15 protein-coding genes are annotated in these 14394 nt (G+C 67.6%); 3 read left to right on the forward strand and 12 right to left on the reverse strand.

Annotation, left to right across the window (positions count from 1 at the left end; all coding sequences use genetic code 11):
- The 4 genes from ON29_RS30115 to ON29_RS30125 all read right to left on the reverse strand — a co-directional run.
- The coding region (locus ON29_RS30115) for a serine/threonine-protein kinase (RefSeq protein WP_245549252.1) at positions 1-1378 on the reverse strand (1378 nt) is incomplete at its 3' end.
- Between the two features lie 325 nt (positions 1379-1703).
- Positions 1704-2087 carry an FAD-dependent monooxygenase gene (locus ON29_RS34135; protein ID WP_051175759.1) on the reverse strand — a complete coding sequence of 128 codons (384 nt, stop codon included), beginning with the start codon at positions 2085-2087 and terminating at the stop codon, positions 1704-1706.
- 137 nt (positions 2088-2224) lie between these two features.
- On the reverse strand, positions 2225-2761 hold the full coding sequence (locus ON29_RS34140; protein WP_083864160.1) for an FAD-dependent monooxygenase: 537 nt from the start codon (positions 2759-2761) through the stop codon (positions 2225-2227).
- A gap of 95 nt (positions 2762-2856) precedes the next feature.
- On the reverse strand, positions 2857-3849 hold the full coding sequence (locus tag ON29_RS30125; protein WP_040871526.1) for a helix-turn-helix transcriptional regulator: 993 nt from the start codon (positions 3847-3849) through the stop codon (positions 2857-2859).
- 62 nt (positions 3850-3911) lie between these two features.
- Between ON29_RS30125 and ON29_RS30130 the strand changes: the two genes are divergently transcribed.
- Positions 3912-4265, forward strand: a complete 354-nt coding sequence (locus ON29_RS30130; RefSeq protein WP_217999350.1) for a YybH family protein — start codon at positions 3912-3914, stop codon at positions 4263-4265.
- 87 nt (positions 4266-4352) lie between these two features.
- Here ON29_RS30130 and ON29_RS30135 read toward each other — a convergent pair whose 3' ends face one another.
- The 4 genes from ON29_RS30135 to ON29_RS30150 all read right to left on the reverse strand — a co-directional run bounded on the left by ON29_RS30135 (position 4353) and on the right by ON29_RS30150 (position 7875).
- Positions 4353-5459 (reverse strand): MAB_1171c family putative transporter, encoded by a 1107-nt coding sequence (locus ON29_RS30135; RefSeq protein ID WP_245549257.1) that lies wholly within the window; start codon positions 5457-5459, stop codon positions 4353-4355.
- A 58-nt stretch (positions 5460-5517) separates the two neighbouring features.
- Entirely contained in the window at positions 5518-6024 is a 507-nt protein-coding gene (locus ON29_RS30140; protein WP_040871529.1) for a zinc metalloprotease, read from the reverse strand.
- 272 nt (positions 6025-6296) lie between these two features.
- Positions 6297-6572, reverse strand: a complete 276-nt coding sequence (locus tag ON29_RS30145; protein ID WP_040871565.1) for a GlsB/YeaQ/YmgE family stress response membrane protein — start codon at positions 6570-6572, stop codon at positions 6297-6299.
- A 199-nt stretch (positions 6573-6771) separates the two neighbouring features.
- Positions 6772-7875, reverse strand: a complete 1104-nt coding sequence (locus ON29_RS30150) for a spore photoproduct lyase family protein (protein ID WP_040871530.1) — start codon at positions 7873-7875, stop codon at positions 6772-6774.
- Between the two features lie 262 nt (positions 7876-8137).
- Here ON29_RS30150 and ON29_RS30155 point away from each other — a divergent pair, with 262 nt between their 5' ends.
- Positions 8138-10933, forward strand: a complete 2796-nt coding sequence (locus ON29_RS30155) for an aminotransferase class I/II-fold pyridoxal phosphate-dependent enzyme (RefSeq protein ID WP_051175761.1) — start codon at positions 8138-8140, stop codon at positions 10931-10933.
- Here ON29_RS30155 and folE read toward each other — a convergent pair.
- Genes folE through ON29_RS30170 form a run of 3 tightly spaced genes read right to left on the reverse strand, consistent with a single transcriptional unit; the run spans position 10923 to position 12485 of the window.
- Positions 10923-11519 (reverse strand): GTP cyclohydrolase I FolE, encoded by a 597-nt coding sequence (gene folE, locus ON29_RS30160; RefSeq protein ID WP_040871531.1) that lies wholly within the window; start codon positions 11517-11519, stop codon positions 10923-10925. The two genes, ON29_RS30155 and folE, sit on opposite strands and share 11 nt — an antisense overlap.
- 2 nt (positions 11520-11521) lie before the next feature.
- Positions 11522-11938 (reverse strand): hypothetical protein, encoded by a 417-nt coding sequence (locus ON29_RS30165; protein WP_040871533.1) that lies wholly within the window; start codon positions 11936-11938, stop codon positions 11522-11524.
- 34 nt (positions 11939-11972) lie between these two features.
- Positions 11973-12485 (reverse strand): DUF2231 domain-containing protein, encoded by a 513-nt coding sequence (locus ON29_RS30170; RefSeq protein WP_174371885.1) that lies wholly within the window; start codon positions 12483-12485, stop codon positions 11973-11975.
- A 128-nt stretch (positions 12486-12613) separates the two neighbouring features.
- Between ON29_RS30170 and ON29_RS30175 the strand changes: the two genes are divergently transcribed.
- Positions 12614-13306, forward strand: coding sequence for a helix-turn-helix transcriptional regulator (locus tag ON29_RS30175; protein WP_040871536.1), 693 nt, complete (start codon positions 12614-12616; stop codon positions 13304-13306).
- Between the two features lie 48 nt (positions 13307-13354).
- Here the strand turns inward: ON29_RS30175 and ON29_RS30180 are convergent, their stop codons facing one another.
- The gene (locus ON29_RS30180; RefSeq protein WP_040871537.1) at positions 13355-14344 is read right to left on the reverse strand and encodes a BtrH N-terminal domain-containing protein; all 990 of its coding nucleotides are present in this window, start codon (positions 14342-14344) and stop codon (positions 13355-13357) included.
- Between the last annotated feature and the right edge of the window lie 50 nt (positions 14345-14394).

Below are 14394 nucleotides of genomic sequence, written 5' to 3' on the forward strand. Positions count from 1 at the left end.
GGGCCGGCGTCGACGCGCCCGCCGCCAACCTCAACACCCGATCGTTACTCGTGTCGGCCACGTAGATGTTGCCCGCCGTGTCGACTGCCACACCCTGAGGATTATTCAGGCCGGTGAACGGCAGCGGCGTCGGCGCCGACGCGCCCGCCGCCAACCTCAACACCCGATCGTTGCCCATGTCGGTGACATATATGCTGCCCGCCGCGTCGACCGCTACATCGGTGGGCAGGCTGACGCCGGTGAACGGCAGCGGAGTCTGAGCCGCGTCGACCGATGAGGGCGAGTTGCCACCGCCGCGCGAGCCCCGTTGGACACCGGCGACGACAGCTACGACGGCCACCACCGCGACCGCGACCACGGCGGCGAGCAGCATAGCGGTCTTGGGCGACAACCCGATTCGCCACCCATGGCGCGCAGCCACGCCCCCGGTGGCATCGTCCACCGCGGCGCGGGCCGCCGCCGCCAGCTCGCGCGCGGTCTGGTAGCGATCGTCGGGATTTTTGGCCATTCCCTTGGCGATAACCGCATCGAACGCGGTCGGCATATCGGGTGCGGTGGTGCTGGGACGCGGCGGCGGGGTGTGCATGTGGTGGGCGATGACACCCTGCACACCCAGCGCGCTCGCAAACGGCGGGCGGCCGGTCAGGCACTCATACAGCACGCACGTCAACGCGTACACATCCACTCGGGCATCGGCCTTGACCTCCCCGCCGATCTCCTCCGGCGCCATGTAGGCGACGGTGCCGATGGTCTCACCGATCGTGGTCAGTGTGCGGTCGTCGGCGGCGTGGGCGATCCCGAAGTCGATCAGGGAGGCGAACTCGTCGCCCCCTAGCAGGATGTTGGAGGGTTTGACATCGCGGTGCACCAGCCCGGCGTCGTGCGCCGCCTGTAGCGCGCCGGCCACCTGCCCGATGATCGCCACTGCCCGCCGCGGCGACAAGGCCCCTTCCCGCGTGATCACCGTGCGCAGGTCGGTGCCCTCGATCAAGCGCATATTCAAATAGAGCCGACCGTCGATATCGCCGAAGTCGTGGATGGGGATCACATGCGGCTCGGTCAACTGTGCCACCGCCCGGCACTCCCGGCGGAACCGCTCGCGCAGCTGCTCGTCATCCGCGAAGCGCTCGGGCAACACCTTGAGCGCCACCACCCGGTTGGTCAGCGAATCGTGCGCCCGCCACACCTGGCCCATGCCGCCCTGCCCCAGCAGTGACAGAAGCCGATAGCGTCCGAACGGCTCCGCAGGCCCCCGAGTGGCGTCCCCGTCACCTAGTAACGTGTCATCCATCGTGCCGTCCCATGACCACCCGGCTGGCAAACGGTGATTACATTCCGACTCCCGCCCGAGCGGGTGGCCCCACACCGGTTGATTCATCCAGGCCAACAGTCGAGAGTCGGCGCTATCGTCGGCGGGGTTTTCCCAGTCATGTTCCAGTCGACAAGAACGCGAGCGCACGGATCATTTCAGAAATCCGCCGACAACCTGTCGCGAATTCAGTGTACCCCGGACCTTACGACCAGCTTCGTGAAACCGCGTCGAGACCCACTCGGAGTACTCCACGACGACGGGCTATTCGTCGCGGTACCCCGAGCTACACCGTCCGGCGTTTCAGAACCTAGGCGCGGGATCCTGCCTGTTCGGCGGCGAAAACAGGCATTGGCATGGCATAACTCCCGCATTTCCACACTCGTAAGCGCCCTCAGCAGCGCTGCCGATCGGATACGGCCGGGGTCATCGCGGCGGCGTGCGCCATGGTTACCCGAGCCATGCCGGTGGTGGCGATGGAGCCGATGTAGCCGTCGGGACGGATCAACAGGAGTGCGGAATCGGCTAAACCGTAGATCCGGGCGAAGGAATCGGTGATGTCGGCGAGTACGACATCGGCGTCCACCTGCTCTCCGCCATTGATCGCGACCTTTTTCAGTCCCGCGCCCGCCGACGGCCACGTCAATGCGGCCAGTTCCGCCACGGCCGCGCGGCCGTAGGCGATCGCGGTGGAATGCGGTCCGGAGAAGAGGTCGAACAGGCGCTGTGCTCCTTCGGCCGCGTTCAGCAGTTTCGCGTCCGGCGCACGGTCGCCCACCCGCAGCGTTCCGGTTTGTTCGGCATCGGCCGCGACCAGCGGACCGCCTGAACGCGCGCATCCGCAAGCACACCGGCGACAAGCGCATCCGCTTGTCGCGCATCGGCGGGACATGTGTCCGCGTCCGGACGGCCGGTTCACACATGCCAGCGGTTGCGGGAAAGGCCCTCCACCACGGCGTCGACGATGATCATCCGATCGGCTTCGTCCGTCGCGCCCTCGAAACCGATGCCCGCCGTTCTTCGGACCGTGCTCGCGCCACCGTCGGCGCCGACAAGGTAGGGAGCGCCGATCTCTTCGGCACCGCCTGGACCGGCGACCGTCACAACGACCGCATCCCGATGTTGCTCGAATCCGACGAGTTCATGTTCCGATTCGACGGTCACGCCCAGCCGTCGCAGTCCGGCACGCAGCGCGGCATCGGTGCGGAATTGCGGAATGAACCACGTATTCGGGTGCGGCACATCGGATGTCAGCTCGTTGCGGGAGACCATCTGCCACGGAATCGTCAGCGGACCCGCGTGGATGCCCAGCAGGGGGTACTCGGCGCCGCCTGCGCGGATATCGGCGAAAACGCCGAGATCCTCGAGCACTTCCAGGCTGCGCGGCTGGATTCCCTTGGCGCGTGAACCGTCGAAGAACTTCGCGGCTTTGTCGATGATCCGTACCGCCAGGCCGCGGCGATAGCGTTCGCCGCCGGAACCTCACCAGAGATCTGATAACGCCCGGAGGCGGTCAGAGCCGGTGTCCGGCCGTTCAGGAGGACGCCTCACGTTCTTCCGGTTCGCCCGGACGACTCTCCGTAGCGGGTGGCGATCGCGGCGGCGCGGTCGCGCAGGGAGGTGCGCAACCACTGCGGGGTGAGGGCTTCGGCGTCCGTGGCGAGCTGCCACAGCGCCCATTCGGCGTGTCTGCGATCTTGGAAGCTCACCTCGAGTCGCAGCCGGCCGTCCGCGTCGGCTTCTTCGGCGCGGACGGCGAGTGCGGTGCGCACCAGGTCTTCTCGCCGTGCCGGGTCCACCCGTACCAGCACGGTGACTCGGTCGCCCCCGGTCCGGAACTGCGTGCTGCGTTCCTGCCAGGCGCGGTCCAGATCGACTCGTTCCGGTCGCTGGGCCGGTTCAGGAAGTTCCTCGGCGGCCAGCACCCGCGACAGCCGGTAGGTGCGGTCCGCGCCGGACACGGTGGCCAGCAGATAGCCCTGGTCGCGCACGGTGACCAGGCCGATCGGGTCCACCGTTCGCCACTTCGGGGTCTGGGCGGCCGCCGCGTAGTGGATGCGCAGCTTGTGTCCGGCGAACACCGCGCGACGGATCTCGCTCACTACGATGTCGGGCACCTCTTCGGGGACCAGCCGGCGTGCGAGGAGGTCGGTCTCCGGGTCGACGAGCAATCGCTGGGCCGCGCCGGTCGCCGTGGCCCGATAGCTCTCGGGTAGCGCGTCGACCACCTTGCGCATGGCCGAGGCGAGCGCGGAACCGAGACCGAATGCTTGTGCGCCGCGGCGTGATCCGGCGACGAGCAGGGCGAGCGCCTCGTCGTGGTTCAGCCCGGTGAGTTCGGTTTGGAAACCGGGTAACAATGCGAAACCGCCGTGCCGTCCGCGTTCGGCATAGACCGGGACTCCCGCCGCGGACAGGGCTTCGATGTCGCGCAGCACGGTGCGGGTGGATACCTCCAGCTCGCGGGCGAGCGTGGCAGCGGTCAACCGACCGCGCTGACGCAGCAGCAACACCAGCGAGACCAATCGGTCGGCGCGCATCCGAAAAAACTACCCGGAATACACGACAGAGGATGTCGTGATTCGCTGGGAGGCTGATCACCATGACAAACGAGAACGTGGCCACCGCCCCCGACGATCTGGGCAGGTACTTCATCGAGCGCGCCAATGCGGGCGACGTCGAGGGGCTGGTGGCGTTGTACGAGCCGAACGCCGTGCTGGCGTTCCCACCGGGCAATCTCGCGATCGGACATGCGGAGATCCGCAAGGTGTACGAACAATTCGTCGCGGCCGCGCCGGTGCTCTCGCCGGGTAGGCAACATCCAGCGCTGGTGAGCGGCGACCTGGCACTGACAGCGTCCACGCTGACCACCGGCGAGGTGACTGTCGAGATCGCCCGTCGCCAGCCGGACGGGTCGTGGTTGTGGGCCGTGGACCAGCCGGCGCTCGTGCCGTAGCGGTGCGGCGGTGGGCCGGCGTGACCGAGCCCACCGCGGCGCAGCGGCGTCGAGGCGGGTCTCGGTGGCCGGTCCGCGTCACCGGCGTTACGGCGGCTCCGTCAGGCCGCGGACGTGTGGCCATGCCTCGGCGAGTGCGAGCAGCCGGCGCAACTCGGCGGTGAGATCCCTTGCCCCCGGGCGGATTTGGTGGCGAGATGTGATCCGATTCGCGCTGGGTGGGCGCCCGGCAGCTTTGGCGGCAATCGCCTCGGCGACGCGGCGGGCAGAGATATGTGGGTCAGCGCCGGTGGCGGCCAGATCGTCGGGGCTGTCGCTGTAGCGCTTGAGATGCAGCAGGCTGTCGCGGATCTCGACCGTCATGCGATGCAGACGGATGGCCGGGTCCGTTCGGCCGTCGCGGTCGCGCGCCTCCAGAACGATTTCGGGGACGGCTGCGGCGAGATCGGCCCACATCGGTTGCAGGCGGCGGCAGTATCGGCCGGTGCGGTCCCATCCGAGGCGGCTGAGCAGGGTGCTGATCAGCGGCACCGTGACCACGGCGGGAGCGCCGACGGCCGAGAGAAGGAAGCCGCTCCATGCTTTCCAGTGCATCTCTGGATCGAATGACGACCGGCCTGTCACGACATCGCAAACGGTCTCGACCGGATAGGCGACCGCCACGACCCCCATGCCCACGGCGGTGCACAGGACCGTTGCGTACAGGGCGCGTTCCTGCCAGGTGATGTCCCCCGCCCCGCGCATCTCGCGCACGCTCACCCGTCCGACGAGCAGGGCCGTGGCGCCGAGCGGCAGGGAAAACGCGACCCAGACTACGACGGCCGACCAGCCGAGGGCTTGGTCGATCAACTGATCAGCGCGGCGGGCGGGGGCCCCTGCGATCAGGATGACGGCGGTGACGACGATCGAGAGGAGGTAATAGCGCCGCTGCCTGCGCCACGTGTGGGCGGGGTCGGCGCCCGCCCACAATTCGGCGATGCCGTAGATATTCGAGACGGCCAACACGGTCGCTCCCAGCGAGAGCTGCCGGGCGAGGTTCACCACGTCGCTGTCACCGCCGGGCAGCAACCAGACCAGCGCCTGTTCGAACCGTGCCTCCCGCAACAGGTGTTCGCAGATACCGGCGGCGAGCGCGCGGTTGACGAGCCGGTCGACGACGCTGTCCCCCAACAGCCACCACCGACCGGCCAGCACCAACGTGAGACCTGTCAGGACAGGCCAGGTGATCCAAACCGGGATCGGGGAGGTCATCTCACCGGTGCCGGTTTCGGAAGAACGTCGAGCGGAACCGGCTCGCCGACCGCTTCGGCAGCATCGCCTCCACCAGCAGCAGGTCGGCGAAAGTTTCGGCGGCGCGCTCGCGCTCACTCCCATAGTCTTGGCGGCGCAGTACGCCGCGGATGGTTTCCAGCGACAGCGAGGGCATCAATTCGCGCAACGGCAGATCGGCCGGACCGGCACCGCTCGCGGTCCCGCCGTGGCCGAGCAGCATGTGACCGATCTCGTGGGCGATGATGTGATCGGCGTGCCATTCGGTGTCGGCCCCGTACATGATCACGTCGTCGCCTTCCCGGGCGATCCACAGGCCGCTTCCGGTGCCGCATCCGTTCCCCGAGAGTGCGCCGACGTCGATCGGGCACAGCGTGATCGGCCGTTCCCGGTACGCTGCCACCCGCGCGATGTATTCCGTCATGTCCCATGGATCGGGGATCGGTACCAGGCGACCCAGCTCCTCGAATCGCGCGGCGAGATCCTCCATTACGCCTTCCCCTCGCTGATCACGTACCCCATGCCGATATGGCGGTGAGCCTAGTCGTCTACGGAGCATTGTCGCGGACGCGGCTTGTCGCGCAAGCTTTCTCGCATCCGTCTTCGGGGATCGGCCGCAACGTCGTAGGCCTTGATTCGCTCATTGCTCGAGCCGGCTCTTGCGCTGGTAGTACCTTCGCTCTCACGAAGAACGGCCCGAACCTCGAAAGGTTCGGGCCGTTCGAAGCGCGCGCGTTCGGCGCTACGCCGCCGAGCGCGGTCTCAGCGCAGTGCGCCGCGACGGCCGGTCACCAATCCGACCAGGAACAGGAGGATCACCGCGCCGCCGAGGCAGGTGAAGAAGCTGAACCACAGTCCGCCGCCCTCGACATCGACTCCCAGCAGCTTCAGCAGGAACCCACCGAGCAGGCCGCCGACGACGCCCACCACGATATTGAGCAGAATGCCCTGCTGAGCATCGGTTTTCATGAACTTGCTGGCGATCCAGCCGGCCAGACCGCCGATGATGATCCAACCGAGGATTCCGAGACCGAGCATCTTATTCTCCGATTCGTCGCGTTGAGCCCGCACACTGATCGAGCGAGCGTCTGTCCTCGCCATACCCCGGTCGTGGGCCGTCAATCGCATTGCGTAGCAGAGAGATCCTCAGTGATCGACCGGCCGGAGCGCGGACGCACATTGGCACCTGTTCACAACCATCGCCCCGACGACGTTCGGCGATGGGCATCCGTACGGTTCAGAACGCGTAACGCACCGTCAACCAGGGCGTTCGCTGGGCGATGAGTCCGGTCAGAGTCTCGACACCGGCGGCCTTGACGTCGTTGCGGTAGCGCACGTTCCACATGCCCGACTGCGAGCGCTTGGCCTGTTGAATGGGCGGGCGCCACAGCAGGTCCTCGGCCTTCGGGTGCCAGCCGAGGTTGAGCTCGTGCAGTTGCTCGTTGTGGGTGAGCATGATGATCTCCGCAGCGGCCTGGGCCTTGAAGGCGGAGCCCGTGCCGTCCGAAAGCTGCTCCAGCAGTTCCGCCCAGTCCTGCTCCCAGCCGGGGCGGACGACGACGGGGGAAAAGTTGACGTGCACCTCGTAGCCCGCTGCCACGAAGTCATCGATCGCGGCGATGCGCTGACGGATCGGTGTGGTGCGCAGGTCGAGCAACCGGGCGTCGGCCTCTGGCATGAGTGAGAAACGGATCCGGGTCCGCCCGCGGGGGTCGAGGTCGAGCAGGTCGCGATTGACGTACTTGGTGGCGAACGACGCCTTCGCGGCTGGCCACGCGCCGAACGCGGTGATCAGGTCGGCGACGTTGTCGCTGACCAGGGCGTCGACCGAGCAGTCGCTGTTCTCGCCCAGGTCGTAGACCCACGCGTGCGGGTCGCACTGGTTCGGCACGGTCTTGGGCCCCTGCTTGCGTACGTGCCGTTCGAGATAGCCGACGATCTTGTCGATATTCGTGAACACCGTGATCGGGTTCGCATAGCCCTTGCGGCGGGGGACGTAGCAGTAGGCGCACGCCATCGCGCAGCCGTTGGACGTCGAGGGCGCGATCCAATCGGCGGAACGGCCGTTGGCCCGGGCCGTGAGCGACTTCTTGATCCCGAGCACGAGGTCCTCGGTCTTGACCCGGATCCAGCGGTCGACGTTGCCCGCGTTGCCGTGCAGCTGGTCGATCTTCCAGTGGGAGGCGACGGTGATGATCTCGGCGTCGGGGAACCGCGCGCGCACCTGCTGCCCACGGGGGCTCGCCAGCGCCTCCGGTTCGGCCCACAGGCGACGGACGTCCAGCAGGCGGGGGCTCGATGCGGGCCGGAAGGGGTCCTGATCTGCGGCGGATCGAGTCATAGCCTCTGCCTACTCCAGCCCACCGACATTCCGGTGGGCTCAGGCGACGCGGTGTGGGCAGCGCCACCGCCGCCGCGAGGCCGATCGCACCCGGAGTGGCTCCTCGGTGGACGCGCACCGGCCGAACCGGCGAGGCGGGATTTCTCGCCTCCTAGGAATTCGATCTTCGGCGGAGCACAATATTCGCAGGGAAAGATGTTCCAGTGTGATCTGCCGCATTCGACGGATCACTCGCCCAGCGACGGAGGGGCGAACCGACGACATGCACCGAGACGGCGAGCGCCCGAAGGGGCTCAGTGTTTCCGCGCTGGCGGCGGTAGCGAACCCGTCGTACTCGCGAATCGACACGTGGAATCTGCTCGACGACGCGTGCCGCAAGCTCGCCGATGTCAACGGCGCCGGCCTGGATACCACCCGCGAAGCCGCGCGGGTGCGGCGCCTGCTCGACCGACTCGGCGCCTATGAGCGGTACTGGCTGTACCCGGGCGCGGCCAGGCTGGCGGCGTTTCGCGGGTATGTCGCCGATCTCGCCACGGTGCGGCTCACCGAGGACGTGTCGCTGGCCGTGCGCCTGCTCTCCGAGTACGGCGACCGCGCGGCCATGTTCGACGACGCCGCGCCGTTGGCCGATCAGGAACTCGTGGCGCGGGCCAAACAGCAGAAGTTCTACACCGTTCTGCTCGGCGACGACTCCCCGCCCGAGGCGCCCGAGGGCTTGGCGCACAGCCTGCGGGCGCTTCGCGACCCGTCGGACGACGTGCAGTTCGAGTTGCTCGTCGTGACGAGCGTCGAGGACGCCATCACCGCCGTCGCGTTGAACGGCGAGATCCAGGCGGCGATCATCCGGCATGACCTACCGCTTCGTTCCCGCGACCGGGTGCCGTTGATGACCACGCTGCTCGGCGTCAACGACGACGTGGTCGTGACCGACCGCACCCGCGACTGGATCGAGTGTGGCGAGTGGATCAGGAAACTGCGGCCGCATATCGACCTGTATCTGCTCACCGACGAGTCGATCGCCGCCGAGACCGAGGAAGAGCCGGACGTCTACGATCGCACGTTCTATCGGCTCAACGACGCCACCGACCTCTACAGCACGGTGCTCGCCGGTGTCCGGAGCCGGTTCGCCACCCCCTTCTTCGACGCACTGCGCGCCTATGCGGCCGCGCCGGTAGGCCAATTCCACGCCCTTCCCGTCGCGCGTGGCGCGAGCATCTTCAACTCCAAGTCGCTCCAGGACATGGGCGAGTTCTACGGCCGCAACATCTTCATGGCCGAGACCTCGTCCACCTCCGGCGGGCTGGACTCACTGCTGGACCCGCACGGCACGATCAGGGCGGCGATGGACAAGGCCGCCAAGACGTGGCGCGCCGATCAGACCTACTTCGTGACCAACGGGACGTCCACCGCGAACAAGATCGTCGTGCAGGCCCTGACCCGGCCGGGTGACATCGTTCTGATCGACCGCAATTGCCATAAGTCGCACCACTACGGCCTGGTGCTCGCCGGGGCGTACCCGATGTACCTGGACGCCTACCCTCTCGCGCCGTTCGCGATCTACGGAGCGGTATCCCTGCGGACCATCAAGAAGGCGCTGCTCGACCTCGAGGCGGCCGGTCAACTGGACCGCGTGCGCATGCTGCTGCTGACCAACTGCACCTTCGACGGAATCGTCTACAACCCCCGGCGCGTAATGGAGGAGGTCCTGGCGATCAAGCCGGACATCTGCTTCCTCTGGGACGAGGCGTGGTACGCCTTCGCCACCGCGGTGCCGTGGGCACGGCAGCGGACCGCGATGGTCGCCGCCGAGCAACTGGAATCGGCGTTGTCGTCGTCGGGATACGCCGAGCAGTACCGCGCATGGCGTGCGTCGATGCGGGGCGTCGACCGTGCCGAGTGGAGCGACCACCGGCTGCTTCCCGATCCCGAGCGTGCGCGGGTACGCGTGTACGCGACGCATTCCACCCACAAGTCGCTGTCGGCGCTTCGGCAGGCGTCGATGATCCACATCCGCGACCAGGATTTCAAAGCCCTCGTCCGCGAGACGTTCGCCGAGGCGTTTCTGACCCACACGTCGACCTCGCCGAACCAGCAACTGCTCGCGTCGCTGGACTTGGCGCGTCGGCAGGTCGATATCGAGGGTTTCCAGCTGGTCCGGCACGCCTACGACATGGCGCTGGTGTTTCGCCACCGCGTCCGCAAAGACCGGCTGATCGGCAAGTGGTTCCGCATCCTCGACGAGGCCGACCTGGTGCCCGGCGAGTTCCGGCCCTCCGCCGTCAGCTCGTACCGGCAGGTCAGACAGGGTGGCTTGGCGGAGTGGAACGAGGCGTGGCGGTCCGATCAGTTCGTGCTCGACCCGACGCGGGTCACCCTGTTCATCGGCGAAACCGGCATGAACGGCTACGACTTCCGCGAGAAGATCCTGATGGACCGGTTCGGCATCCAGATCAACAAGACCTCGATCAACACGGTGCTGTTGATCTTCACGATCGGCGTCACCTGGTCGAGCGTGCACTACCTGCTCGACGTGCTGCGCCGGGTGGCTACCGACTTCGAGAGCGACCGCAACGCGGCCGGTAAGGCCGATCGCGCCCTGCAACAGCGGCGGGTCGACGAGATCACCAAGGACCTGCCCGCGCTGCCCGACTTCAGCGCGTTCGACAGCGCGTTCCGTCCCGACGGCGCCAGCTCGTTCGGCGACATGCGATCGGCCTTCTACGCCGGGTACGCGGAGTCCGACCGCGAGCACGTCCTACTCGGCGACGCGGGGCGACAGCTCGCCAAGGGAAGGCCGCTGGTGTCGGCCACCTTCGTCGTCCCCTACCCGCCGGGCTTCCCTGTGCTGGTCCCTGGGCAGCTGATTTCGACGGAGATCCTCTATTTCCTGGCCGAACTCGATGTCAAGGAGATTCACGGATACAACCCCGACCTCGGATTGTCGGTCTTCACCGAGGCCGCGCTCACGCGGCTGGCCGCGGCTCGGCACGCGAGCGCGGCGGCGACCAACGGTGTGCCGAAGGCGGCTGCGGTGCCCGCGTGGTCGCTCAGGGCATGATCCCGGTGAGCGAGAAGAATTCCTGGCGGGAGCGGGCGTCTTCGCGCAGTGTGCCGAGCAAGGTCGAGGTGACCGTGGTGGTACCGGCCGCCTGGACGCCGCGCAGGGTCATGCAGGTGTGTTCGGCTTCGATGACGACGCCGACGCCGATCGGTTGCAGGTTCTCGGCGAGCCAATCGGCGATCTGCTTGGTGAGACGTTCCTGCACTTGGGGCCGGTGGGAGAAATGCTCGACGATACGGGCGAGTTTGGACAGCCCGAGGATGCGCTCGCCCGGCAGGTAGCCGACGTGGGCGACGCCGACGAACGGCAGCAGGTGGTGTTCGCACACCGATCGCAGCGGGATGCGGCGAGCCAGCACGAGCTCGTCGTAGCCCTCGTCGTTGGGGAAAGTGGTCAGGTCGAACGGGCGGGGCGTGAACAGTTCGGCGTAGGCGCGGGCCATCCGCCGGGGAGTCGCGTGCAGGTGTTCGTCGTCGAGGCCGACTCCTAGCGCGGTCAGGAATTGCCGGGCGGCGTCTTCGGCGGCGGTCAGGTCCACCTGCGTAGCGGGTTCGTGGACGACGCGGAGCGCGGGGTGTAGCACGGCTAGCTCCCGCCCACGCCGAGGGCCGTCAACAGCACCAGAACCACGGTGGCGACGGCGAAGACGCCGTGGCCACCGACGACGGCGACGGGAAAATGCCGCTCGGCCGGTTCGGGCGCCTCGGCGTCCGTGCGTGCCCGGTAGACGGGCAGCCAGCGCAGCAGCATGGCGAATCCGAGCAGTGCCACCGGAATCAGCAACACGAACGCCACCCAGGCGATGGCGTCGTCATCGAGGGCGAGATAGGCGATCCACACGATCAGGCCGGCCACGGCGAGCAGGAAGTGCCCGAACACGACCGGCGCGGGAAGGTGGCTGCTGTTCGGTTGCCGAGCGCCGCCTCTTGCGATCCAGGTGCCGAGCAGCACGAAGCCGCCCACGGCGGTGAGCAGCCAGAGAATCAATGCCGCGATGGCCATGGTGTCTCCTGACGGAAAGGGTTGGGACAGGGGTTCACCGGTGGTAGCCGGTGGCTTGGGTGGTTTCGTCGGCTACTCGGACGCCGTAGTGGTAGGCGAGCTTGCCGCCGAGGTAACCCGACACGGCCAGTGCCACGAGACTCACGACCGACAGCAGCAGCGGGCCCGCCGGGACAGCGCCGTCCGGGCCGCCGCCGGTATGGCGCCACCAGAAGTTGATCGCGTACGCCACGGTGACGGCCAGGTTGAGGCTCATATGCACCAGTCCGGTGCGGAACGCCGTGTTGCCGGTGGGGATGGCGAACAAATCCAGCAACCCGATCGCCGCCGCGGCCAGCGCACCCAGCACGCCGAGCGCGATCAGCCATACCGCGCCGCGGGCGAGGAAGGCCGGGTCCTCGACCATGTGCGAGGCGATGTCGAACACCGAACTCGCCACCCAGGCTCCGATGGGCACGGTGACCAGGATCGGATGGAACGGATGACCGTACGGCCCGGCGAGCACCGCGCTGACCGGGCGTTTGGCCTGCTGCATGTCACTGCTCATCGCAACCTCCACCCTGGGTTTATTTACACTAAAGATTATTGGCGTTATTCGGGCTGTGCGTCAAGTCACCCACTTCACGAGGGCGTCTGCAAAGTTCCGGTGAACACAATGGGCGCTATCATGGCCGGGTGACCAGTGAATCGGCGATCGGCGCCGTCGCCGCTCTCGACGACGAGTTGCGGCGGGGCATGTACTGGTTCATCCGCCGCGCGGGTCGTCCGGTCACTCGTGACGAGGCCGCCGAGCAGGTCGGCATCTCGCGCAAACTCGCGGCCTTCCATCTGGACAAGCTCGTCGCCGCCGGACTGCTGCGGGCGAGTTACCAGCAGGTCGGCGGCCTTCGGAAAGTCGGGCGCGCACCGAAGGTGTACGAGCCCTCCGGCACCGAGGTGCGGGTGAGCATCCCCGAACGCCGCCACGAAGTCCTGGCCGAGATACTGATGGGCGCGGTGCTCACTCATGACTCCGGTGAGTCCGCGCGCGACGCCGCGCGCCGTGTGGCGACCGACCGTGGCACGGCTCTCGGCCGGACCACCCGAGAGCAGGTACGGCCCGGACGGCTCGGCGCCGAACGCGCCCTCACGGTCCTTGGATCGCTGCTCGCCGAACAGGGCTTCGAACCCACCCGTGCGGCACCGGATTGCCTGCGCTTGCGCAACTGCCCGTTCCATCCGCTCGCCGCCGCCGAACCCGAGCTGGTGTGCGGGCTCAACCACGCCTATCTGACAGGCGTGCTCGCCGGGCTCGAGGCCGACACGATCGACGCGGTGCTGGCACCCAAGGCCGGGGAATGCTGCGTAGAGCTCCGCTCAGCCACCTGACCAGCGATACTCCGCGTCAGGCGCCGTCCAGGCAGGGGTGGCGAAGCGCTACCGCCCCAGGCAGTTCAGCGCCAGCATGGCCTCGTACTCGACCCGCGAAAGATCCCGGAGAACGGAGCCTGCCTGTACGAGGCGCCGCTCGTCGCCCGATTCACCGGCTTGTGCGATCAGTGCCGCGACTTCCGTCCAGAGGGTGGCTGCCTCGGTGTACAGCCCGTGGCCGGTGCGCAGGTGGCGGCTGTCGAGGGTCTGGATACATTCGGCGAGGAAGTCGCGGTAGAAGTTACGGAACAGCGCGCCGCCGGTGCCCGCCTTCTCCATCAAGAGGGCGGCCTGGGCGAGGTCCCGCTGCGGGTCGTCGGTGCGCCGCAGCCACGTGGGCACCAGCTTGCCCGCCTTCTCGATGCCTCGGTGACCGAGGTTGGCGATGGGCGGGTTGAGGAACGCCTCGGCGCAGGCGGTGATGGCGGGAACGATCCGGCTGTGCGGGGAGGGCGGGTTCCGCCCAATGGTGAGGGTGAAGGACCGGTGCTTGGCGGTCATCGGGCCGCGCGCGGCCCTGGCCCGGGCGAGAGCGGTCAGGCTGGTGGATACCGCTCCGCCTTGCTGGTCGGTGTCCACCAGGTAGGCGTCGTGGTCGTCGTAGCCGTACACCGCGACGACGTGACCACCGAAGTGCACCTTCGAGCTGAAGTAGTCCAGGTAGTAGCTGTCGAGTTGCAGTCCTACGGGGAGGCCGGCATCGATGGGGGCGGCCATGTTCTCCCAAGCCCGGCGGGCGGATGTGGTCTCCTCGACCGAGAGTTCCAGTCCGAGCGCGGCGGCCAGGTTCCTGGTGAGGTCGAAAGGCTTGACCCGTCCCCCGAGGAAGGGGAAGCCCATGTTCTTGCTGTCCCAGTAGACGAACGACAGACCGGAGCCGAGGCCGAACAGCATGGGCTCGGACAGATCGATGCCCTGATGCCGTAGCAGCACTCCCAGGGCCGTCGTCTCGCAGTGCCGCGTACCGCGCGCGTCGACGTTCATCACCGTGGCCATGCCATGCCTTCCCGAGCGCAGATCATCAGGTCATCTCGCGGCTCCTCGCC

Source organism: Nocardia exalbida NBRC 100660 (assembly GCF_000308575.1).
In the GTDB taxonomy this organism is placed as follows: Bacteria; Actinomycetota; Actinomycetes; order Mycobacteriales; family Mycobacteriaceae; genus Nocardia; species Nocardia exalbida.